Below are 22,910 nucleotides of genomic sequence, written 5' to 3' on the forward strand. Positions count from 1 at the left end.
CGGGGATCAGAGTTTCATCCGCGCAAAGGCCCAGGCCGCGGCCATATGGGTGATCGCAAAACGCGGCGTGCCCAAAGCGCCGTCCAGCTCTTCCGGTGTGGCAAAGCTGACTTCCATATCTTCCAGATCACCGGAATCGGCCTCGGTCACTTTTTCACAATCCAGCGCCAGGAAATAGCTGCCGAAACATCCGCGCTGGTTGCCGTTGTCGACATATTGGCCCAGGGGAATGAATTTCCCGGCACTATATCCGGTTTCTTCGATCAATTCGCGCCGACCGGCCTCTTCCGCTTCTTCGCCTTCGTCGACGAAACCACCGGGAAAGGTAATCGAAACCCGGCGCGGCCCGTGTTTGTATTGTTCGAGAATCATGATGCGCCCGTCTTTGGTGACCGGCACCACCGAAACGAAGGGCCGCAGGTGCACCTGATAGAAATCATTGATTTGCTGGCCATTGGGCAATTCAACGGTTTCGCAGGCCACCCGCAAATAGGGCAGCGCCTCGAATACAAAATCCTGCTTGATGGTTTTCCATGTTGTGTCTGTCATTTTTGCCACCTCATTATACTTGATACGAAAATGCCGCCCCTTTCGGGACGGCATATAGACTTATCGGAAGGTTCCGACAGTTAGCCCACCAGTTCGAGACCGGCGAAGAAATATGCGATTTCTTCGGCTGCGGTTTCCGGAGCGTCGGACCCGTGAACCGAGTTTTCGCCAACGGATTCGGCGAATTCGGCGCGCACTGTGCCCGGTGCCGCGTCCGCAGGGTTGGTTGCGCCCATGACTTCGCGGTTTTTGGTGATGGCGTTTTCGCCTTCGAGCACCTGCACGACAACCGGCTCGGACGCCATGAATTCGCACAGTTCGTCATAGAACGGACGCTCGGCGTGCACCGAATAGAACTGACCTGCCTGCGCTTTGGTCAGGTGGATGCGCTTTTGTGCGACGATGCGCAGACCTGCGTCTTCGAATTTGGCATTGATCTTGCCGGTCAGGTTGCGGCGAGTGGCGTCGGGTTTGATGATCGACAGCGTGCGTTCGGTTGCCATTGGGGCTACTCCTATTCATGGACCGGAGGAAAGCCCCGGTCAGGCCATGTTAAATCGCGGCTGCGATAGCATGGGTTGCAGCACTTGGAAAGGGCGGGTTTGCTTCGCCAGGCCCGTCACACGCCCGCCGCACACCAGCCACACGCACGGCATGGGGGCGCTGCCCCCAAACCCCCGGGATATTTCCGAACAGAAGAAGTTTGGACATCGCCCCCTTGGCGCGTGCTGGGTGTTTTCTGGTGCTGGCATGTGGGGCGCAGCTCTGTTAGAGCGCGGCCATGCTGAGAATTGATGACATTTCGTATTCGGTTGAGGGGCGCCCGTTGTTTGACGGGGCCGGCGCAACCATTCCTGCCGGCCACAAGGTCGGGCTTGTCGGGCGCAACGGTACGGGCAAAACCACCCTGTTCCGCCTGATCCGGGGGGAATTGACCCTGGATGGTGGCACGATCTCCTTGCCGCAGCGCGCGCGCATTGGCGGGGTCGCCCAAGAGGTGCCCGCCAACGAGGTGTCACTGTTGAATACGGTGCTTGCGGCGGACACTGAACGTGCCGCATTGATGGCCGAGGCCGAAACCGCGACAGATCCCGGTCGCATCGCCGAGGTGCAAACCCGCCTGGCGGACATTGACGCCTGGTCGGCAGAGGCGCGGGCGGCTTCGATCCTGAAGGGGTTGGGGTTTGACCATGCCGAGCAACAGATGCCCTGTAGCGATTTTTCCGGCGGTTGGCGGATGCGGGTTGCGCTGGCGGGGGTGTTGTTTGCCCAGCCGGATTTGTTGTTGCTCGATGAACCGACCAACTATCTCGACCTTGAGGGCGCGCTGTGGCTGGAAAGCTATCTGGCGAAATATCCCCATACGGTGATCATCATCAGCCACGACCGTGGGCTTTTGAACCGGGCGGTGGGCGCAATCCTGCATCTGGAAGAGCGCAAATTGACCTTTTATCAGGGCCCCTATGATCAATTTGCCCGCCAGCGCGCCGAACAACGCGCCGTGCAGGCGGCGATGGCGCGCAAGCAACAGGCGCGCAAGGATCACATGCAGAGCTTTGTTGATCGGTTCCGCGCCAAGGCCTCGAAGGCGAAACAGGCGCAGGCCCGGCTGAAGATGATCGAAAAGATGGACATGATCGCCGCGCCGGAGGAAATTGCGCGCCGGGTGTTTTCCTTTCCCCAGCCCGAGGAACTGTCGCCGCCCATCATCGCAATTGAAAACGGGACAACCGGATACGGCGAGACGGAAATCCTGCGCAAGCTTGACCTGCGGATCGACCATGACGACCGCATTGCCCTGTTGGGCAAGAACGGTCAGGGCAAATCGACCCTGTCCAAGCTGTTGTCGGATCGTTTGCCGCTGATGTCGGGCAAGATGACCCGGTCCAACAAACTGCGGATCGGCTATTTTGCCCAGCACCAGGTGGACGAATTGTTCATCGACGAAACGCCCTTGCAGCATTTGCAAAGCGCGCGCCCCGGTGTGTTGCCGCCCAAACTTCGGGCGCAGCTGGCGGGTTTCGGGCTTGGCGCCGATCAGGCCGAAACCGAAGTCGGCCGCCTGTCCGGTGGCCAGAAGGCCCGGCTTTCGCTGCTTTTGGCGACGCTGGATGCGCCGCATTTGTTGATCCTTGATGAACCGACCAACCACCTGGACATCGAAAGCCGCGAGGCGCTGGTCGAGGCCTTGACCGCCTATAGCGGCGCGGTCATCCTTGTCAGCCATGACATGCATTTGCTGAACATGGTGGCGGATCGCCTGTGGCTTGTGTCTGATGGATCGGTGAAACCGTTTGAGGACGACCTTGAGGCCTATCGCAAGGTGTTGTTGTCGGTGGACAAACCGGCGCGCACGCCCAAGGCGGAGAAAGCCGAAAAATCCAAATCCGAAAAGCCCAAACGCGCGCCGCGTGATCACATCCTGGCGCTGCGCGCCGAGGTGCGCAAATGCGAAGAACGGGTGGAAAAGATTACATCCATGCATGAAATCCTGTCCAAGAAGCTGGCCGATCCATTGATCTATGAGGCGGGCCGCGCCAGCGAATTGGAACAATGGAACCGCAAATTTGCCGAGGTCGAAAAGGGCATGGCGCGGGCGGAAAAGCTGTGGATGGCGGCGCTGGAAAAACTTGAGGCGGCCGAGGCCTGAAACTTGGCCGGGGGCTTGGCCTGAGGTTTAGCCTGGCGCGTGAATTGACGCTTGGATTTTTGACAAATGGCTGGGCTGCCCCTTGCCAAGTTTGCTTTGGCATGGTGCTTGTGATCTATGGATAGTGCATTTCTCATCTCTGCTTTTGTCACGCTGTTTGTGGTGGTTGACCCGATTGGGCTGACGCCATTGTTTGTCGCCATGACCCAAGGCATGTCCCCCAGCCGGCGGCGTGCGATCGGGATACGCGCCTGTTTGGTGGCGGTGGTCCTGTTGGCGTTGTTTGGCGCAATGGGCGAGGCGGTGTTGGGATTCATCGGGATTTCCATGCCGGCGTTCCGCGTGGCGGGCGGCATTTTGCTGTTTATCACCGCGCTCGACATGTTGTTCGAACGCCGGACCAAACGCCGTCAGGATCAGGCAGACAACGACGATGATCATGATGATCCTTCGGTGTTTCCGCTGGCCATTCCGCTGTTGGCGGGGCCGGGTTCGATTGCCTCGATCATCCTGTTGACCGGGGAAAAACCGGGGATCGAAGGTTATTTTCTGGTGATGGGCGTGTTGCTGGCGGTGATTGCCATTGCGCTTTTGCTGTTCATGGCGGCCGGGTTTCTGGAGCGGCTTCTGGGAAAGATCGGCATTGTCGTTGTGACCCGGTTGCTTGGCATGTTGCTGGCGGCGCTGGCGGTGCAATTCGTGCTGGATGGGTTGCGCGCCTTTGGCTTTGCGGCGGCGCTGACCTCGTAAACCGGCCGCCCTGCCCCTATCTTGGCATCAGGAGAGCGCGAAATGAATGCCATGGACACCGGAAACCTGATCTACCTTGTTGTGCTGTTGGGCGCAGTGGTGTTCTGGTTCGCCATCTCCAACCGAAATTCCCTCGGCAAGATGTTGCAACATGCGATGGTGTGGGGGCTGATTTTCATCGGCGCGATTGCGGCTGTGGGGCTTTGGGGGGATATTCGCCAGACCGTGATGCCGCAGCAATCGGTGTTTGCCGATCAGGCCCGGATTGAAGTGCCGCGCAGCCCCGATGGCCATTATTACCTGACGCTGGAGGTCAACGGCACGCCGACCCGGTTTGTTGTCGACACCGGCGCGACGTCGATTGTGTTGCTGGAACGCGATGCCGCCGCCGCCGGGATTGATCCGGCGACGCTGAACTTTGCCAGCACGGCGATGACCGCAAATGGCACCGTGCGCACCGCGCGTGTGGTGCTGGACACGATTGGCCTGCCGGGAATGGAAGATCGCGGCGTGACCGCCTTTGTCAATCAGGGCGAGATGGCCGAGAGCCTGTTGGGCATGTCCTATCTGCAACGGTTTGAGCGGCTGGAAATATCAGGCGGGCAGCTTATCCTGGAGCGATAGCCACCGGGGATCCGCTTTTGCCCGCCCCGTGGGGTGTCGCGCACCGTTGAACGGCGCAACGTGATACTTTGATTTTCCAGATCCTGCGCCATACTCCCTCGACACATCTCAGGGAGGGGTTCCCATGCAACTTGGCGCATTTTCCGTCAGCCTCGCGGTCAAGGATCTGGCTGCATCCAAGACGTTTTACGAAACGCTCGGGTTTTCCGACATGGCCGGGACGATGGAGCACGGCTATCTGATCATGAAAAACGGCGACGCGCTGATCGGCCTGTTTCAGGGCATGTTCGACCGAAATATCCTGACCTTCAATCCCGGTTGGGACCAAAATGCCCAGCCGGTAGAGGGGTTTACCGATGTGCGCCAGATTCAGGCGCGGCTAAGGGCCGACGGGATGACATTTGAGCAGGAGGCCGACCCAGAAGGCACCGGTCCCGCCAGTTTTGTCGTCATCGACCCGGATGGCAACCCGGTGTTGGTGGATCAACACGTCTGACTGTCTGGCGCGAAGCTGTTGGCCACGATCCCGTCGGCCACTACCCAGCCAGTCGTCACGTTGTGGGCGTTGACCGTTGCGAGCCAGTCTTGCCGGTTTTCCGGTTTTGCCGGTGGGGGTTCCTGACGGTCTGTGCTGGGCCACGCGGATTTCATCTGATATGATGACTATATCAGAACGGAAAGCGACCCAGACCATGGCATATCCCGACATCCAGACCCGTCTTTATGGCACCCAAGATCCCGCCGATGACCTGCGCCAGATTGCGGTTGGGCCGTTGTCGTTTCTGTATTCCGGCGATGGTTTGCGGCGGATTTCATGGCAGGGCACGGAATTGGTCCGGGCCATTGCCTGGCCGATCCGGGACGCGAATTGGGGCACCTATCCGCCAGAGGTTCTGTCCGAAAGCCTTCAGGAAACGCCGGATGCGGTCACCTGTGCGCTGAGTTTTGCGGTGGCGAGCGGTGGGCTGCGCTGTGATGTGACGGTGGTTGCCGGGGCCAATGGCGAGATGCGGGCCGATATGGTGATGACACCGACCGGCGCGGGGTTTGCCACCAATCGCGCCGGTTTCACTGTGCTGCATCCGATCCGCGGCGTCGCTGGCGCGCCCCTGACCGTGACCCATTCCGACGGGCGCCGCGACAATGTCACCTTCCCCGACCTGATTTCACCGGGCCAGCCGGTGTTTGACATTGCGGGTCTGGCCTATGGCATCGACGGGGCGGCCGTCGACATCCGATTTGAGGGCGAGGTGTTCGAAATGGAGGACCAGCGCAATTGGTCCGATGCCTCGTACAAGACATATTGTGTGCCGCTGGTGCATCCGTTCACCTATGAGATCACCGAACCGGTGACCCAGACGATCCATGTGACCCTGACGGGGGATGCGGCCAAAGACCGTGCCGCCGCGGCATCGGGGCAGCTGGTGATTGGGGCAAGTCCCGCCCGCGCCCCCGATCTTGGGCTGGCAATCGAGCCGGGGTGGCTTGGAGACGGGGCGGCGCGTGAGGCCATCCTACAGGCCGGGGCGGCGCATCTGCTGGTGCGCATACCTTCGGACCCGCCCGCCGGCTACCTTGTCGAATGTGCCGCGCTGGCGCGGGATCTGGGGGCTGCGGTCGATGTGGAAATCATTCTGGCCGATGCCGCCGATCCGGAAACAGCCCTGCGCGAAATCGCGCAAGCCATGGCCAAGGCCGGGTTGACGCCGAAACGGGCGCTGGCCCTGCGCGCGGGATTTCTGGCCAGCCATCAGCCCAGCGGCCCCTGGCCCAAAGGCCCCACCCCCGACGACGTGATACGCGCGGCGCGATCCGCCCTGGCCACCCCCCCGGATGGTCCGGCGATCGGCGGCGGCATGATGACAAATTTCACCGAATTCAACCGCTGCCGCCCCGACACCAGCCTGTGCGACTATGTCACCCACGCAAATACCGCAATCGTGCATGCGGGTGACGACATGTCGGTGCTGGAAACGCTGGAAACTCTGCCACAGATTTTCGCCAGCGCAGCGGCGCTTTCGGCAGGGCTGCCTTACCGGCTGGGGCTGGTGTCCATCGGCATGCGCACCAACCCCTATGGTGCGGCGGTGGCCGAAAACCCCGATCAAATTCGCCGCACCATGGCCCGGATTGATCCGCGCCAGCGCGGTTTGTTCGCGGCGGCCTGGGCCGTCGGTGTTCTGGCCGCAACCGCAGACAGCAAGGTCGACGCCCTGTGTCTGGCGGCGCCCACCGGGCCCTTCGGCATCATTTACACCGCCCAAGACCATCCGCAGGTCGGTTATGACGCCACAACGGCGGTCTATCCGCTGTTCCATGTGATACGCATGGCGCACAGCATGGCGGGCGCAACGCGGTTGACCATGACCGGGCTGCCCGCGCCACTGGTGGCCTATGGTGTGCGTGACGCTGCGGCGGACCGGATGATGATTGCCAACCCATCGGCCAATGCGCAAACCCTGACATTGCCGGCACCAGCCCGGATCAGGCAGTTGGATGCCAATAGTTTTGACCAGGCGATCCGCGATCCGCTCTGGCTGGACACTGCGCCAACGACCGAGACGGCAGAGATTGATCTACCGCCTTTCGCGCTGGCCTTTGTCCACTCAGGCCACTGACATCAAATGCTTTCAGGCGGGATCGCTGAATTCCGCCACATCCACCACCCGGCCCTCGGCGGCGGACAAATAGGCCGCTTCGACAAGGGTAAAGGTCTTGAGGTTGTCGGCCCCGGATGTTTCCGGCTCTGCCCCAGAGGCGAGGCAATCGACAAAATGCTGTTGGATGATCGCGACGCTTTCCTGAATGTTGTGCCAGGGCCGTTCAGCCCAATCCAACAGCGGCGGCGCGACATCCTGCACCTCTTGTTCTGCACCAATTTGCAGCGTCAATTTATAGCCTGCATCCAACCGCAAGGTGCCCCTGTCCCCGTCGATTTCCAGCAAGGTTTCGGGAAAGGTTTCGGGCCTGCGCCGCGTGGCATAAGAGCAATCCACAACGCTGGTCATGCCGCTTTCATGTGTCAGCAACATGGTTGCCACGTCTTCGCCTTTGATCTTTGGGTTGATGCGGGTGGTGGTCGCGGCCAGCCGGGTGACATCGCCCATCAACGCCCGCGCCACATCCAGAATATGAATGCCCAGATCCTCGATGATGAAACGGTCGCCCTCTGCCAGATAGGGCTGGCCCGAAAACACGTCATAGCCCGAGCGGAACGAAGCCCGACAGAAAAACGGCGTGCCGATCCGACCGGCGCGCAGGGCATCAATCACCGCGCGAATTGCCGACTGCCAGCGGAAATTCTCGTGCACCATCAGTGTCTTGCCTGCCGCTTCTGCGGCGTGCACCATGGCGCGGGCATCGGTGATGTTTTCGGCAAAAGGTTTCTGACAGATCACATGGACATCCTGCGCCAGCGCCAGTTCAACCAAAGAACGATGCGACGGCGCGGTTGTGATCACATCGACAAAGTCGAGCTTCTGTTCGGCCAGCATGGTTGCCATATCGGTATAAAGCGCGTCGATGCCAAAAGCCCCGCCAGTGGATGTGAGCCGGGTCTTGTCGAGGTCGCAAATCGCAACAATTTCGGCGCCGTTGACCATCTTCCACGCGTTCAGGTGGTTGCCTGCGAAAAACCCTGTCCCAATCACTCCGCCGCGTAACGTCATATGCCTGTCTCTCCCATTGGATCTGTATTGCCGCTGATCGCGGGGCAATCCCGCAACGTCACAAACTGGTATGATAACTATATGATCGCTATGTTAGCGGTGCAAGTCGCGAATGCCACAGGTTGCCCCGCCTTTGCCCGATCGCCGCGTCCGGGTGTTGCGGTGGCAGACGTCGGATGACAAAGTGGTGGCGGAACAAGCCTGTACAGTAGGAATGGTATTTTGAAGACGACAGTGAAATTGAGCGCGGTGGTGATCGCGGCATTCGGCCTTGCTGCCTGTGAACCGGTTGATGGCAGCACCTCTGCCATGCCCAACACCACCACAGCCCCGGAGTCGGTTCAGGCCATTGCCGCCCCTTATCAGGATCTGACTGCGGTACGCTGGAACCCTGACGATGGCTGCTATTGGTATCGTCACGTGGGTCCGGTCGAAACCACGATGCTGCCGCTCCGCACCGTCAACGGCAATCCGATCTGCACAAAACCTGCCGCCTGACTCAGCCGCCGGGGCCCAGATTCGATTCGGTTTCGGTTCGGTTTCGGTTTCGGAATAATAAATACGCCACGGACCCCCGCCAGCCACCGCTGGCCGGGGTCCGTTTGCATTGGATCAGATGCTGATCGGGCCCTGCCCGCCGGTCGGGTAAAGATAGGCAGTAACGCCGGTTTCCACCTGATCGTAAAGCGCGTTGATATGCGGCATCACCATGCGCACACAGCCAGAGCTTGCCCGCGTGCCAATCGACCGGGGCGCCGGCGTGCCGTGAATCCGCAAATAGGTGTCGCGATTGCCGACATAAAGATAGAGCGCACGCGACCCAAGCGCGTTTTCCGGGCCGGGAGGCATGCCATCGGCCCAGCGGGCGTATTTGCCCGGCTCGCGCTCGATCATCGCCGGGGTTGGCGTCCAGCGCGGCCATTTCGCCTTGCGCTTGATGGTATAGGTGCCCGGCTCGTACAGCCCGTCACGGCCAATGGCGACGCCATAGCGCATCGCGGTGCCGTCGTCCTGAATATGATACAGATACCGCGCCACCGCATCGACGTGGATATCACCGGGCGTCAGCCCCGCATTTGCCTGAACCCGGACCGGCAACAACCGCGGGTGCAGCCCCCAGGGGTTGGTCGACGTCAAATCGAAATCTGCGGGTGTCACGCGGGCATCCCAACTGTCCCAGGTGCCGCCCGATGCGGCCTGTGCCAAAAGAGGATTGGCAAGCGCCGGCGTGCACAGCGCGGCAGCGGTTCCGATAAAGTGTCGTCGTGTCAGCATTTTACTCTTCCAAACTTGCGGGTGCGATTCGCAGAATGACCGCAATCCGCCCGTAAACAAAGGGATTCCCCCAGAGATTCGCCATCGCAGAACGTGATGACCCACCATGTTGTGGCCCAGTGTTGCGCGCCAGTGCAACACGGCGCAACAATTGACACATGCGCTGTCGCGTTTTTGTGACTGTAAACCTGTAGGGAATGGTGGGTGATGAGAGGCTCGAACTCCCGACATCTTCGGTGTAAACGAAGCGCTCTACCAACTGAGCTAATCACCCGCTGGCCGTGCTTTTAGTCCGGCATTCGCGGGGCTTCAAGGCTCAAAATGGGGTGATTTCCGATAGATTTGCAAATTTCTGAAAAAAATTCTTGACCTAAAGTATACTTGAGGTCGCAATTTCATCCGCGTCACGAAAATCAACCCAAGGAGACGCGACATGACACAGCTGACAGACACCACATCAACACAGCCCCGCACGATCCTGGCATCCACGGGGCGCGTCCTGTTGCGCGCCTTGATCAGATCGCTGCGCGCCCGGCAGACCCGCAAGGGGTTAGAGGCCTATCGCGGCAATCCGCATCTGGCCCGCGATATCGGCGTTCCAGCGGCACCAAGCCAGATCACCGCAAAATTGCCCGCATCGACAAAGCCACTTTGGTAGGCCCATTATCCAGCGGCGGGCATTGAGGCACGGGCGCACCCGCCCTGCCCCTATGGCCGCCGCTGCACCACGGGCCGATGCACATATTTGCCTTACCCAGTCCTGAACAGCGACCAGAGCAGAAAAAAGCGTATTCGAAATACGGCGAAGATTTTGTTGTTTGAACGAACAACTGCCGCCCGACGATTCCATGCAGGGCCGGTCCAGGAAATGAAGCGCGGATCTACCGCTAAACCGGTGGCTCGCTGACCATATAGAAGAAGGATGGTGGGTGATAAGAGATTTGAACTCCTGACATCTTCGATGTGAACGAAGCGCTCTACCACTGAGCTAATCACCCGGTAGCGCGTCTATTAGCCTTCCTTGAAATGACGTGCAAGGGGGGTGTAAAAATTTCCGCACCGGACGTGCATCACCGGATTTTCCATGTCGGCGCTTGCGCAGAAACCGGCGCAGGAACCGGCGGAATTGCCACAGTTCCCACATTAGCACTGGCCATTTCGCGCCACGGACGCTAGGTGGCGCGCAACTCCTAATACAAGGTATCTCCGATGGACCTTCGCAATATCGCGATCATCGCGCACGTTGACCATGGCAAAACCACGCTGGTGGACGAGCTTCTGAAACAATCCGGTGCGTTCCGTGCCAATCAGGCCGTCGACGAACGCGCCATGGACAGCAACGACCTGGAACGCGAACGCGGCATCACGATCTTTGCCAAACCGACCTCGGTCGAATGGAAGGGACACCGCGTCAATATCGTGGACACCCCCGGCCACGCCGATTTCGGTGGCGAGGTCGAACGCATCCTGTCGATGGTCGACGGTGTTGTTCTGCTGGTCGACGCCGCCGAAGGCCCGATGCCGCAAACCAAATTCGTGACCTCCAAGGCGCTGGCGCTGGGCCTGCGTCCGATTGTGGTTCTGAACAAGGTCGACAAACCCGACGCCGAGCCTGATCGCGCGCTGGATGAATGTTTTGATCTCTTTGCCTCGCTTGATGCAAATGACGATCAGCTCGACTTCCCGCATATGTATGCCTCGGGCCGCAATGGCTGGGCCGATCACGAGCTGGACGGCCCGCGCAAGGATCTGACCGCCTTGTTCGATCTGATCATCAATCACGTCCCTGCCCCAAAGCAGGTCAAGCGCCAGGACGAAGATTTCCGCATGCTGGCCACCACATTGGGGTCCGACCCGTTTGTCGGTCGCCTGCTGACCGGTCGGGTTGAAACCGGCAAGCTGAAGGTCGGCGCAACCGTGCAGGCCCTGTCGCGCGTCGGTCAAAAGATCGAACAGTTCCGCGTGACACGCATTCAGGCCTTCCGGGGTCTGGCGCAACAGGACATCGAAGAGGCCCAGGCAGGCGACATCGTTTCCATCGCCGGCATGTCCAAGGCCACCGTGGCCGACACCATCTGTGCGCTGGCCGTGGACGAACCGCTGGACGCCCAGCCGATTGACCCGCCCACCATCACCGTGACCTTTGGCATCAACGACAGCCCATTGGCCGGTCGCGAAGGCAAAAAGGTCCAAAGCCGCGTCATCCGCGAGCGTTTGATGAAAGAAGCCGAAAGCAACGTCGCGATCAAAATCGCCGACACCCCCGGTGGTGATGCCTTTGAGGTGTCGGGCCGTGGCGAATTGCAGATGGGCGTTTTGATCGAGAACATGCGCCGCGAAGGTTTCGAGCTTTCGATCTCGCGTCCGCAGGTGATCATGAAAGAAGTCGACGGCGTGCGCATGGAACCGGTCGAGGCCGCCACCATCGACGTCGATGACGAATATTCCGGCGCGGTGATCGAAAAGCTGACCGGCGCACGCAAGGGCGAATTGGTCGAAATGCGCCCCGCCGGTGCGGGCAAGACCCGCATTATCGCCCATGTGCCGTCGCGCGGGCTGATCGGCTATCACGGTGAATTCCTGACCGACACGCGCGGCACCGGGGTTCTGAACCGGGTGTTCCACGGCTGGACCCCGCACAAGGGGTCGATTCCGGGCCGTCGTGCCGGTGTTCTGATCTCGATGGAGAATGGCGAAGCGGTGGCATTCGCCCTGTGGAACCTGGAAGATCGCGGCAAGATGTTCATTGGCGCCCAGGCCAAGGTCTATACCGGCATGATCATCGGCGAACATTCGCGCGAAAACGATCTTGAGGTGAACCCGCTGAAAGGCAAGAAGCTGACCAACGTGCGGGCCTCTGGCACCGACGAAGCGGTCCGGCTGACCACGCCTGTGACGCTGTCGCTCGAAGAGGCGATTGCCTATATCAACGACGACGAACTGGTCGAAGTGACACCGGAATCGGTGCGCCTGCGCAAACGCTACCTCGACCCGCATGAACGTAAGCGGATGGCAAAAACCGCCTGATCGCGGCACATGGATTAACGAAAAAGGCCGGGCAAATTGCCCGGCCTTTTGCTTTTCAACGGTTGGGTAGATGTGTCACCCACCCTGGCGATCAGGCACCTTACCAAACAGGCACCCTGCCGATCAGACGCCTTGCCGATCAGGCGCCTTGCCGATCAGGCACCTTCGACGATGATCAGATCGCGTTCCGACGCGCCCTTGGCGTGGCTCAGCGCCTCTTGATAGGCATCGGAATGGTAACAATCATGCGCCGCCTGCAGGCTGGGGAACTGCGCCAGCACATGACGTGCGCGATCTGTCCCTTCCAGCGTTTCATAGGCGCCACCACGGGCCAGAAATTCGCCGCCATGGGCCGCAATCGCCGGTCCCGCCAGTTTCGCATAACGGCCATAGGCCGCTTCATCCGTCACATGCACATGGGCGATCCAATATGCGCTCATCTCTCAGCCTCCCAATACGGCCTTGGCCGCTTCTATTGCCTTGTCCGCACCGGCCGCATCCGATCCGCCACCCTGCGCCATGTCAGGACGACCACCGCCGCCCTTGCCGCCCAGTTCGGCCACCGCCGCGCGCACCAGATCGACCGCCGATACCTTGTCGGTCAGATCCTTGGTCACACCTGCCGCCACGGCGACCTTGCCGCCGGTGTCCGCAATCAAAAGGATCGCGGCAGAGCCCAGTTTTTCCTTCTGCGCATCAATCAACGGCGGAAGATCCTTGCCCGTCACACCGGTCAGCACCTGCGCAACAAAGGGCACGCCATTGATCTCTTCCGCATCGGCCCCCGGCCCCGCAGATCCACCCGACATCGCCAATTCACGGCGCAGCTGTGCCACTTCGGATTGCAGCGATTTGCGTTCTTCCAACAGGCTGCGCAACCGTTCCGGGACATCCGCCGCCTGTGCCTTCAGCTCCAATGCGGCCTCGGCCAGCAATTGGTCCTGACGGCGCAGAAAATCCATCGCCGCCTTGCCAGTCAACGCCTCGATCCGGCGCACACCCGCGCTGGAGGCGCTGTCGCCCAGCATCACGAATGCACCAATGTCGCCGGTCTGACGCACATGGGTGCCGCCGCAAAGTTCCAGCGAATAGGTTTCGCCATTGCTGCCTTTGCCGGACCCGGGTTTGCGCCCCATCGACACAACCCGCACTTCGTCGCCGTATTTCTCGCCAAAGAGCGCCTGTGCGCCAATCGCACGGGCATCATCCGGCGTCATTATCCGGGTGTCCACCGCGCCGTTCTGGCGAATATAGGCGTTCACATCCTGTTCGACCGCCTGCAATTCACTTGGGCTCAACGCCTTGGCATGGCTGAAATCAAAGCGCAAACGATCCTCGGCATTCAACGACCCTCGCTGCGCCACATGATCGCCCAGCGTTTCGCGCAGCGCCTCGTGCAACAGGTGGGTGGCCGAATGGTTTGCGCGGATCGTACTGCGCCGCGCATGATCGACCCGCAGTTCCAGCGCATCACCAACCTTCAACCCGGCCTTCTCAGGCGTGACGCGGTGGGCAAACAACCCGCCCGCCATCTTGCGCGTGTCAGCGACAACCCCATTGCCGTCGGGTTTCAGATAGCTGCCGCTGTCGCCAACCTGGCCACCGGATTCGGCATAAAACGGCGTCTGGTTGACCACCATCCAGCCTTCTTGCCCGGGTGCAAGCGTTTTGACCGACACGCCATCGCACACCAGCCCAACCACCTGGCCCTCGGCAACCTCGGTATCATAACCCAGAAAATCCGTCGGGCTGTTGGCCTCTGCCAGATCGAACCAAACCTCGGCATCTGCGGTTTCGCCAGAACCCGACCACGCGGCGCGGGCCTTCGCCTTTTGCGCGGCCATGGCGGTGTCAAAGCCGTCTGTGTCGACCGCACGATCCTTTTCGCGCAGCGCATCCTGGGTCAGATCAAGCGGGAACCCATAGGTGTCGTATAGTTTGAACGCCGTCTCGCCCGGCAGGGGCGCGTCATCCGGCAGGGCCGCCAGCTCGTCATCCAGAAGCTTCAGGCCACGATCAAGGGTCGCCTTGAACCGGGTTTCTTCCAGCTTCAATGTCTCTTCGATCAGCGCCTGCGCCTGACCCAATTCGGGATAGGCCGCACCCATCTGGCGCACCAATGCAGGCACCAAGCGGTACATCGTCGGATCTTTGGCCCCCAGCAGATGCGCGTGCCGCATCGCCCGACGCATGATCCGGCGCAGCACATATCCCCGCCCCTCGTTCGACGGCATCACACCATCGGCCAACAAAAACGATGTCGAGCGCAAATGATCCGCAATCACCCGGTGATGCACATTGCCCGGCCCATCGGGATCGGTCGAGGTCACATCGGCGCTGGCCTCGATCAGGTTGCGCATCAGATCGGTGTCGTAATTGTCGTGTTTGCCCTGCAACAGCGCGCCGATCCGCTCCAGCCCCATGCCGGTGTCGATCGACTGCATCTTCAGGGGCGTCATCGAGCCGTCTTCGAATTGCTCGTTCTGCATGAAGACCACGTTCCAGATTTCGATGAACCGGTCGCCATCCTCATCCGCGCTGCCCGGAGGGCCGCCCCAAATGTGGTCGCCGTGATCATAGAAAATCTCGGTACAGGGGCCACAGGGACCGGTTGGCCCCATCTGCCAGAAATTGTCCGAAGTGGCGATGCGGATGATCCGATCCTCTGGCACGCCAACCTTTTTCCAGATTTCGAAAGCTTCGTCATCCGTATGATACACTGTGGCCAGCAACCGCTTGGGATCAATGCCAAATTCGCGTGTGATCAGCTCCCATGCAAAGGGGATCGCATCCTCTTTGAAGTAATCCCCAAAGCTGAAATTGCCCAACATTTCAAAGAATGTGTGGTGGCGCGCGGTATAGCCCACATTGTCGAGGTCATTGTGTTTCCCGCCGGCGCGCACGCATTTCTGACTTGTGGTGGCGCGCTGATAATCGCGGGTTTCAACCCCGGTAAACAGGTTCTTGAACTGCACCATGCCGGAATTGACGAACATCAACGTCGGATCGTTGCGCGGCACCAGCGGGCTGGATGGCACGATCTCATGGCCGTTCTTGGCAAAGTAATCAAGGAATGTGGAGCGGATGTCGTTCAGCGTGGCCATGGCGTCGGTATCTTCTTGTATCGGGCGGGTTTTCCCGCGGTCCGAGAAGATGTACCGAACCGCCCCGGTCCTGTCCATGGGGCGATTGCCATTCTGTCAGCGCCCGGTGGCAAAGCCCAAGGACTGCGGCATCTGACATCCGAATCGGCGTTCGGGATTGGCGTCGGCCCGGCGCATTCAATCGCGCCGGGTTTCATGTATCGGCAATTTGGGCCGCAGCCCGCAGCGCCCTAGGCCTCGACGATATCGTCGTCGCTTTTTTCTTCCGGCGGCATGTCAAAATCCAACCCGTGCGCCGCACGGATCTTGTCTTCGACTTCCAGGGCCATGCGTTTGTTTTCCCGCAGGAAAGTCTTGGCATTTTCACGCCCCTGACCGATCCGTTCATCGCCATAGCTGTACCAGGCACCGGATTTATCAACCACCCCGGCCTTGACCCCAAGATCCAGCAATTCGCCCATCTTGGAAATGCCTTCGCCATACATGATATCGAATTCAACCTGTTTGAACGGCGGAGCAACCTTGTTTTTCACGACCTTGACGCGTGTGGCATTGCCAACGACCTCGTCACGATCCTTAATCGAGCCAATCCGACGAATGTCCAGACGGACCGAAGAATAGAATTTCAAAGCATTGCCACCGGTGGTGGTTTCCGGGCTGCCAAACATCACGCCGATTTTCATCCGGATCTGGTTGATGAAGACAACCATGCACTTGGATCGGTTGATCGAGCCGGTCAATTTGCGCATTGCCTGGCTCATCAGGCGGGCATGCACGCCAACCGAACTGTCGCCCATGTCGCCTTCCAACTCGGATTTCGGGGTCAAGGCCGCAACGGAATCGACAACAACCATGCTGACCGCGCCGGAGCGCACCAGCGTGTCGACAATTTCCAGCGCCTGTTCACCAGTGTCCGGCTGCGAGATCAGAAGCTCGTCAAGATCGACCCCAAGCTTGCGGGCATATTGTGGGTCGAGCGCATGTTCGGCATCCACAAAGGCACAGACCCCACCCTTTTTCTGTTCTTCCGCGACGCAATGCAGGGTGAGTGTGGTCTTGCCCGAGGATTCCGGGCCATAGATCTCGACAATCCGTCCCTTCGGCAGGCCGCCAATACCCAACGCGATGTCCAAGCCCAGGGATCCGGTCGAAGTCGATTCGATTTCCTGAATGGGGTTGTCCCCGCCCAGCTTCATGATGGACCCTTTGCCAAATTGGCGTTCAATCTGGGCCAAGGCACTGTCGAGCGCCTTTTGCTTGTCGGGATTGCTTTTTTTGCTCATTGAGAGAAGATCTGCCGTTGCCATTGCGTTGAATCCCTTATTTCACACCACCTGCGGGGCGGCAATGCTGCCGATATGTTCACCACTTGTTCCCTTGTGCGATCAAAGGGGGAACATTTCAAGAAAATTTTTAATAATTTCAGTTTTCCGCAGAAGTATTAAAGAGTGGTTTACGGATCGAACATCGGCGCTTATGCTTTTCCAAACTGTCGCAAGCTGCATTAAAGGTGTCATACAAGTGCTTGTTTTTTGGAAAGAAAGACTTGCCTTTATGGCAGTGCCTAAAACCGGCAGCACCGCTTATGAGGCGGCCCTGGCGGGCCGTGCAGATATGGCGATCTTGAATCCACCTGAGCTGAAACATGCGCCGGTGTATCGCTACAATAGATTTTTCCGGCCAATGTTTGAAAAAATGGGGGCCGAGGATATGGAGACACTGGCGGTGATGCGCGAACCCATCAGCTGGCTGTCCAGCTGGTATCGCTATCGCCAGCGCCCCTTCATGTCGGGGCGGCCAAATTCGACCGAACATCTTGATTTTGATACCTTTGTTGAAGGCTACTGCAAAGGCGACCGACCGGGTTACGCCAATGTGGGAAGTCAGGCAAAATTTCTGGAACCGCGCCCGAATGGCACCAAGGTCACCCATCTGTTCCGCTATGAAAATCAGGCGGGTTTGATCGCATTTCTTGAGAATCGTCTTGCCGTGACATTGGATCTGCCACGCGCGAATGTATCGCCGACCTCGGATGTCACGCTATCGCCCAAGGTCGAACAGAAACTGCGGCGCAAATGCGCTGCTGAGTTCGAACTCTACGACTCGATTACCTGACCCATTTGGTGCCCCGGCAGCACGCATCGAAACATGTGATTTTCCTGCATTGCCGCGCCGGTTGACGCGACACAGTCGCAGCATGATCAATGCAATTGACGTTGCACCGTGTCCGTCAGCTCTACCAGTGAAAACGGTTTTGGCAAGAAGGTCGAATTGGGGATATTCGATTGATCGTCATGAAAGCTTTCCTGGGCATAGCCAGAGACAAAGACAACTTTCACGTCCGGGCGATCCTCCAGCGCTTTGCGCACCCAGCTGGGACCGTCGAGGCCCGGCATGACGACATCGGTGACAAAAACGTTCACTTCCATCTCCGGGTCCTGCAACAACTCCAGCGCTTCTTCGGCGCTGGCCGCCTCCAGCACTTTGAAACCACGCATTCTCAGAGCGCGGCTGGCGAAGGCCCGTACCGGGGCTTCATCTTCGACCAAAAGGATGACGGCATCATGTCCGGCGGTCCCATCTGTGGTCTCTTCGGCCGCTGCAATTTGCCCGTCTACTTCGGCAACTTCGTTGTGCACCGGAAAGAGTAGCGAGAAGCAGCTGCCCTGGCCCACCACCGAATCGACAAATATGAAGCCGCCGGTTTGTTTCACAATGCCATAGACCGTCGACAGACCGAGGCCGGTGCCCTCTCCGGTGCGTTTGGTGGTGTAAAAGGGTTCAAAAACCTTTTGCAGCATATCGGGTGCAATCCCGACGCCCTGATCCTGTACTTTGACCAAGACGTAATCCCCCGGGGAAACCGCCGCGCGATCCCGCTTTAATGGGGAATTGAGGGTCAGCCCCTCGGTCGTGACCCGAATTTCGCCGCCCTCGGGCATGGCGTCGCGGGCATTGACCACCAGGTTCATCATCACCTGCTCTAACTGCCGCTTGTCCGCACGGATCGTGCGCAGCACCGGATCATGTTCCAGCACCAAGGTGACCCTCTCGCCGACAAGACGGTTCAGAAGATGGGTCAAATCCGACAATGTGTCACGCAGATCAAGGATTTCCGGGCAAAGTGTCTGCTTGCGGGAAAAGGCCAGCAATTGCCCGACCAGCGCCGCGGCGCGGTTGGCATTCTGATTGATTTGAACCAGATCGTTGTAATCCGGATCCCCCTGATCGTGACGCAGCAGCAAAAGGTCACAATGGCCGGAAATTGCCGTCAGAAGGTTGTTGAAGTCATGGGCGACACCGCCAGCCAACTGGCCAATCGCCTGCATTTTCTGGCTTTGAACAAATTGCGCCTCCAGGGTTTTTAATTCTGTTGCGTCATTCAGGACCGCCAGAAGCGACGGCGTGCCGTCTTCGAACACCCGGTTCAACACCACCTGCACAAAAACCTCGCGGTCGCGGCGTGAGATGCGCAAAAACTCTGACTGGTTCGGGCTGCGCCCGGCGGCAGTATCTTGCAGCCAATCGGTGACGGGACGGCCCAGCCCCTCCATCAAATCGGCCAGCTTGACGCCGGACACATCGTCACGGTTCAACAATTTCAGCGCTTCTTGGTTGGCCCGTAAAACCGCACCGTTCTGTGAAATTTTCATCAACGGCACATTCAAACCGTCGAAACTGGTGCTGCCGGCGGTATCCGCAGGCGGCGGCAGGAAGAACACTTCCTTGCGCCCACCATTCAATTCAACTTCGCAAATGAGGCGCGGCAAGGGGCCGGTCGCCGCATCCAATGTGACCACCTGGCCGCTGACCAAGGGCGATGCGCTGAGCCGGTCCAGCGCCGACACGCGTTTCCCGATAAGTTTCCGCGCCGCCGCATTCATGAAAAGAATTGTACCGCCGCGCCCAACGGTCACCCGGGGCAGCAGCCCGTTGTCGGCCTGTTCCGTGGGGGAGGCCCGGCTTTCTTCGATCCGCCAAAGCTGTAATCCGGCGCCGATATCATGCAGTGACAGGGCCACATGGCCATTGCGGGTCGTCACCACATCCGCGGCATTCCCATCCACATCGGCCTTTTTCTGTAACCGGTACATCACACTGGCGGGATTGGCGATCATGCCACGCAGCAGGGTCGCCATCGTGCCGCCCTCAACCTCGCCCGCGGCGCTGTTGCGCATATCTATATCGCGAAACCGGTTTTTCGCCGCCGGGTTCAGGAAACGCACCGCACCGTCCTGGCCGGTCAAAATCGAAACCGCTGAATCACATGCCAATAGTGTTGCGGCCTGTTGAATGCGCCGGGTTTCACCAAGTCGTTGCCGGAGCTGAAACCACTGAAGCACAAGGGCCGCGGCAAACATCCCCGCCCCCATGGCCAAGACCGCCAGCGCAGCTGCCCCGTGTAAAAAGGTGCCTGCCACCGCAATCAACAGAACAGATACCGCGATCAGATAGGTCGGGCGTCGGTCCCGCTGCACCAACGTGTCGCCCCCTGCAATGTGCCCAACGTTGATTTCGGCCAATTCTGCTCTCCGCACTTCGAGGTATCAAAGCGCATTACACCCATTGGTCGTTAATAGGCGGTTAAGACCCTTTCGTCACTCTACACCCTATGCGGGAAATCATGCAACCCATGCGGAAGCCTACGATTGAACCAGCAGCGCGACAAAGAACCCATCACCGCCATCGGCCAGGGTAAATTGATGGGTCCGCTCCAGTTTCCAATCGGGGGAGCGCGACATAAAGCTTTGAACACGCGCGCTATTTTCCGATTCCAGCACGGAACAGGTGACATAGGCCAAATAGCCGCCCGGTGCGACACGCGCCGCGCCGGAGTCAAGGACCGCATCCTGCATTTCATGCAATTCGTTCAGCCGATCCGGGGTCAAACGCCACTTCGCCTCGGGCGCGCGCCGCCAACTTCCGCTGCCGGAACAGGGCGCATCACACAGCACCAGATCAAAGCGCCCCTGCGGTGCGGGATCAATGGTGATGTCCGCCCCTGCCAGCGCCGCGCGCGGGGCAATATCCTGCATCCGGGCAGTGTCGATATCATGTGCGGTCACCGGCCCGCCAAGACGCGCGGCCAGCGCCAGCGCCTTGCCACCGCCACCGGCACAGAAATCCAGCACCGATTGACCGGATTTCAGCGGCAGAAAATCCACCACCGCCTGTGACGCAGCATCCTGAAGCTCGACCATACCGTCACGATAGGCCGCCCCCAGATGGACCCGCCGCGCGCCTTCGACGACGCGCAGGGCGGTAGAGGACAAGGGGTGTGCCTCGGTGACAATCCCCTCGTCCGCCAAGGCGTTCTTGGCGGCTTCGAGGTCCGTTTTCAGAAGGTTGACGCGCAAGAAGACATCTGCCCGCGCGCGCAGGAATTGCGCCTCGGCCTCGGCCTTGTCGCCCAGCGACGCCGAAAACTCTGGCCAAAGCCAATCGGGAAGGTCGCGGGCCTCGGCGGCCTCGGGCTCGCGGCTGCCCTGACGTTCCTCATCGGTCAAGGGCGCGGGCGCATAGCCCTGCCCCGTGAACAGCTGATCGGGTTCGCGCCCTGCGGCGCGCAACGCGCCAATCATCAGACCGCGCCCGGTCAAACTGCCGCCAAAAGCCGCATAAGACCGCTTGCACCGCAGCGCATCAAACACCAGATCGCGGATCGCGGCCCGGTCCTTGGACCCGGCATAGCGATTGCCACGCGCCCAACGGGTCAGGGCCTGCTCTGCGGCCTGCCCGTCCAATACAGCATCCAGCAACTCTGCGGCTGAGTGAATGCGCGCCTCGGGCGTCATTTACCCGACACGATAGTTGGGGCTTTCGCGGGTGATCTGGACGTCATGCACATGGCTTTCACGCAGGCCGGCACCGGTGATTTTCACGAATTCACAGTTTCGGCGCATTTCTTCGACGGTGGCACAACCGGTATAGCCCATCGCGGCCCGCAGCCCGCCGACCAATTGGTGGATGACCGCACCGGCCGACCCTTTGTAGGCAACCTGGCCTTCGATCCCTTCGGGCACCAATTTGTCGCTGGCGGCGTCCTTCTGGAAATACCGATCGGCCGAGCCACGCGCCATGGCGCCAAGACTGCCCATGCCGCGATAGGCCTTGAATGAGCGGCCCTGATAGAGGATCACCTCGCCCGGGCTTTCATCGGTGCCGGCAATCATGCTGCCAACCATGGCACAGGAGGCACCGGCGGCAATCGCCTTGGCAAAATCGCCAGAGAATTTGATACCACCATCGGCAATCACCGGCACATCGCCGGCCGCCGCCGCGCAGTCCATCACTGCCGTCAGCTGTGGAACGCCAACACCGGCCACCATACGTGTGGTACAGATCGACCCAGGCCCGATCCCGACCTTGACCGCATCGGCCCCGGCATCAATCAGCGCACGGGTCGCTTCGCCGGTGGCGACATTGCCCGCAATCACCTGTACTTCGTTCGACAGTTGTTTGGCGCGTTTCACCGCTTCGATCACGCCAGCGGAATGGCCATGTGCGGTGTCAATCACCACAATGTCGACCCCGGCATCCACCAGCATTTCGGTCCGTTCAAACCCGGAATCGCCAACGCTTGTCGCTGCCGCAACCCGCAACCGCCCCAACCGGTCCTTGCAGGCCGTCGGGTTCAACACCGCCTGTTCCGTATCCTTCAGGGTCAGCAATCCGGTCAGCTTGCCCTTGCCATCATGCACCAGCAGCTTTTCAATCCGGCGCGCCCGCATCAGGCTTTTGGCTTCTTCCAGATCCGCCGGTTCGGCCAGCATTGCCAGATCCTGCGATGTCATCATCGCCTTCACCGGCGTGTCATCGGACGAGGCAAACCGCATATCCCGGTTGGTCAGGATACCCACCACATGGCCGCGTTCATCGACCACCGGGAAACCGGTGAAATTGTAACGCTCGATCAGGGCCTTGGCATCCGCCAGCGTCTGATCGACCCGCAATGTCACCGGGCTATAGACAATGCCGCTTTCAAAGCGTTTCACCCGCCGCACTTCGCGGGCCTGTTCTTCGGCATTCAGGTTCTTGTGAATCACGCCCATGCCGCCGGCCTGGGCCATGGTGATCGCCATGCGGCTTTCGGTGACGGTATCCATCGCCGAGCTGAGCAACGGAATGTTCAGCGCAATGGATTTCGTCACATATGTGGCGGTGTTGGCAGTGGATGGCAAAACATTGGACGCAGCCGGAACCAGCAGCACATCGTCAAATGTCAGCGCCTCGCGAATCTTCATGGGCGAACCCCCTTCGAGC

At 59.8% G+C, this 22,910-nt stretch carries 19 protein-coding genes and 2 tRNA genes; 9 read left to right on the forward strand and 12 right to left on the reverse strand.

Going from position 1 to position 22,910, the window contains the following annotated elements:
* Positions 1 to 6 precede the first annotated feature (6 nt).
* Positions 7 to 549, reverse strand: coding sequence for an NUDIX hydrolase (locus tag Q4577_RS10405; RefSeq protein WP_303467727.1), 543 nt, complete (start codon positions 547 to 549; stop codon positions 7 to 9).
* 80 nt (positions 550 to 629) lie between these two features.
* Entirely contained in the window at positions 630 to 1,052 is a 423-nt protein-coding gene (gene ndk / locus Q4577_RS10410; protein WP_244689893.1) for a nucleoside-diphosphate kinase, read from the reverse strand.
* A 278-nt stretch (positions 1,053 to 1,330) separates the two neighbouring features.
* On the opposite strand from ndk, the gene Q4577_RS10415 reads away from it, so the two are divergent.
* The 5 genes from Q4577_RS10415 to Q4577_RS10435 all read left to right on the forward strand — a co-directional run bounded on the left by Q4577_RS10415 (position 1,331) and on the right by Q4577_RS10435 (position 7,191).
* Complete coding sequence (locus tag Q4577_RS10415; RefSeq protein ID WP_303467728.1) at positions 1,331 to 3,199, forward strand: ABC-F family ATP-binding cassette domain-containing protein; 1,869 nt, start codon at positions 1,331 to 1,333, stop codon at positions 3,197 to 3,199.
* A 117-nt stretch (positions 3,200 to 3,316) separates the two neighbouring features.
* The gene (locus Q4577_RS10420) at positions 3,317 to 3,949 is read left to right on the forward strand and encodes a MarC family protein (protein ID WP_303467729.1); all 633 of its coding nucleotides are present in this window, start codon (positions 3,317 to 3,319) and stop codon (positions 3,947 to 3,949) included.
* Positions 3,950 to 3,991: 42 nt separating this feature from the next.
* Positions 3,992 to 4,573, forward strand: a complete 582-nt coding sequence (locus Q4577_RS10425; protein ID WP_303467730.1) for a TIGR02281 family clan AA aspartic protease — start codon at positions 3,992 to 3,994, stop codon at positions 4,571 to 4,573.
* 124 nt (positions 4,574 to 4,697) lie between these two features.
* Positions 4,698 to 5,069, forward strand: coding sequence for a VOC family protein (locus tag Q4577_RS10430; RefSeq protein ID WP_303467731.1), 372 nt, complete (start codon positions 4,698 to 4,700; stop codon positions 5,067 to 5,069).
* A 196-nt stretch (positions 5,070 to 5,265) separates the two neighbouring features.
* Positions 5,266 to 7,191, forward strand: coding sequence for a hypothetical protein (locus Q4577_RS10435; RefSeq protein ID WP_303467732.1), 1,926 nt, complete (start codon positions 5,266 to 5,268; stop codon positions 7,189 to 7,191).
* A 12-nt stretch (positions 7,192 to 7,203) separates the two neighbouring features.
* Here Q4577_RS10435 and Q4577_RS10440 read toward each other — a convergent pair whose 3' ends face one another.
* Positions 7,204 to 8,241 (reverse strand): Gfo/Idh/MocA family protein, encoded by a 1,038-nt coding sequence (locus tag Q4577_RS10440; protein ID WP_303467733.1) that lies wholly within the window; start codon positions 8,239 to 8,241, stop codon positions 7,204 to 7,206.
* A gap of 222 nt (positions 8,242 to 8,463) precedes the next feature.
* On the opposite strand from Q4577_RS10440, the gene Q4577_RS10445 reads away from it, so the two are divergent.
* Complete coding sequence (locus Q4577_RS10445) at positions 8,464 to 8,739, forward strand: hypothetical protein (RefSeq protein ID WP_244689906.1); 276 nt, start codon at positions 8,464 to 8,466, stop codon at positions 8,737 to 8,739.
* Positions 8,740 to 8,853: 114 nt separating this feature from the next.
* On the opposite strand, the gene Q4577_RS10450 is transcribed toward Q4577_RS10445, so the two are convergent.
* Complete coding sequence (locus Q4577_RS10450) at positions 8,854 to 9,516, reverse strand: L,D-transpeptidase (protein ID WP_303467734.1); 663 nt, start codon at positions 9,514 to 9,516, stop codon at positions 8,854 to 8,856.
* Positions 9,517 to 9,714: 198 nt separating this feature from the next.
* Positions 9,715 to 9,790: transfer RNA gene (locus Q4577_RS10455), tRNA-Val, on the reverse strand.
* Between the two features lie 159 nt (positions 9,791 to 9,949).
* Here Q4577_RS10455 and Q4577_RS10460 point away from each other — a divergent pair.
* Entirely contained in the window at positions 9,950 to 10,174 is a 225-nt protein-coding gene (locus Q4577_RS10460) for a hypothetical protein (RefSeq protein WP_303467735.1), read from the forward strand.
* Between the two features lie 265 nt (positions 10,175 to 10,439).
* Here the strand turns inward: Q4577_RS10460 and Q4577_RS10465 are convergent.
* Positions 10,440 to 10,514, reverse strand: a tRNA-Val gene (locus Q4577_RS10465).
* A gap of 211 nt (positions 10,515 to 10,725) precedes the next feature.
* Here Q4577_RS10465 and typA point away from each other — a divergent pair.
* Positions 10,726 to 12,543, forward strand: a complete 1,818-nt coding sequence (gene typA / locus Q4577_RS10470; protein ID WP_244689912.1) for a translational GTPase TypA — start codon at positions 10,726 to 10,728, stop codon at positions 12,541 to 12,543.
* Between the two features lie 155 nt (positions 12,544 to 12,698).
* Here typA and Q4577_RS10475 read toward each other — a convergent pair whose 3' ends face one another.
* From Q4577_RS10475 to recA, 3 genes are all read right to left on the reverse strand, one after another.
* Positions 12,699 to 12,983, reverse strand: coding sequence for a DUF1330 domain-containing protein (locus tag Q4577_RS10475; RefSeq protein WP_244689913.1), 285 nt, complete (start codon positions 12,981 to 12,983; stop codon positions 12,699 to 12,701).
* A 3-nt stretch (positions 12,984 to 12,986) separates the two neighbouring features.
* Positions 12,987 to 15,647, reverse strand: coding sequence for an alanine--tRNA ligase (gene alaS / locus Q4577_RS10480; RefSeq protein WP_303467736.1), 2,661 nt, complete (start codon positions 15,645 to 15,647; stop codon positions 12,987 to 12,989).
* 230 nt (positions 15,648 to 15,877) lie between these two features.
* Positions 15,878 to 16,954, reverse strand: a complete 1,077-nt coding sequence (recA, locus tag Q4577_RS10485) for a recombinase RecA (RefSeq protein ID WP_303467737.1) — start codon at positions 16,952 to 16,954, stop codon at positions 15,878 to 15,880.
* 214 nt (positions 16,955 to 17,168) lie between these two features.
* On the opposite strand from recA, the gene Q4577_RS10490 reads away from it, so the two are divergent.
* Positions 17,169 to 17,762 (forward strand): gamma-glutamyl kinase, encoded by a 594-nt coding sequence (locus Q4577_RS10490; RefSeq protein WP_244690407.1) that lies wholly within the window; start codon positions 17,169 to 17,171, stop codon positions 17,760 to 17,762.
* 86 nt (positions 17,763 to 17,848) lie between these two features.
* Here the strand turns inward: Q4577_RS10490 and Q4577_RS10495 are convergent, their stop codons facing one another.
* The 3 genes from Q4577_RS10495 to guaB all read right to left on the reverse strand — a co-directional run bounded on the left by Q4577_RS10495 (position 17,849) and on the right by guaB (position 22,891).
* Positions 17,849 to 20,170 carry an ATP-binding protein gene (locus tag Q4577_RS10495; protein WP_303467738.1) on the reverse strand — a complete coding sequence of 774 codons (2,322 nt, stop codon included), beginning with the start codon at positions 20,168 to 20,170 and terminating at the stop codon, positions 17,849 to 17,851.
* A 120-nt stretch (positions 20,171 to 20,290) separates the two neighbouring features.
* Complete coding sequence (locus Q4577_RS10500; protein WP_303467739.1) at positions 20,291 to 21,442, reverse strand: RsmB/NOP family class I SAM-dependent RNA methyltransferase; 1,152 nt, start codon at positions 21,440 to 21,442, stop codon at positions 20,291 to 20,293.
* Positions 21,443 to 22,891 (reverse strand): IMP dehydrogenase, encoded by a 1,449-nt coding sequence (gene guaB / locus Q4577_RS10505; RefSeq protein ID WP_303467741.1) that lies wholly within the window; start codon positions 22,889 to 22,891, stop codon positions 21,443 to 21,445. It abuts the gene before it with no gap.
* Positions 22,892 to 22,910: the final 19 nt, after the last annotated feature.

It is taken from the genome of Marinovum sp. 2_MG-2023 (assembly GCF_030548265.1).
Lineage (GTDB): Bacteria > Pseudomonadota > Alphaproteobacteria > Rhodobacterales > Rhodobacteraceae > Marinovum.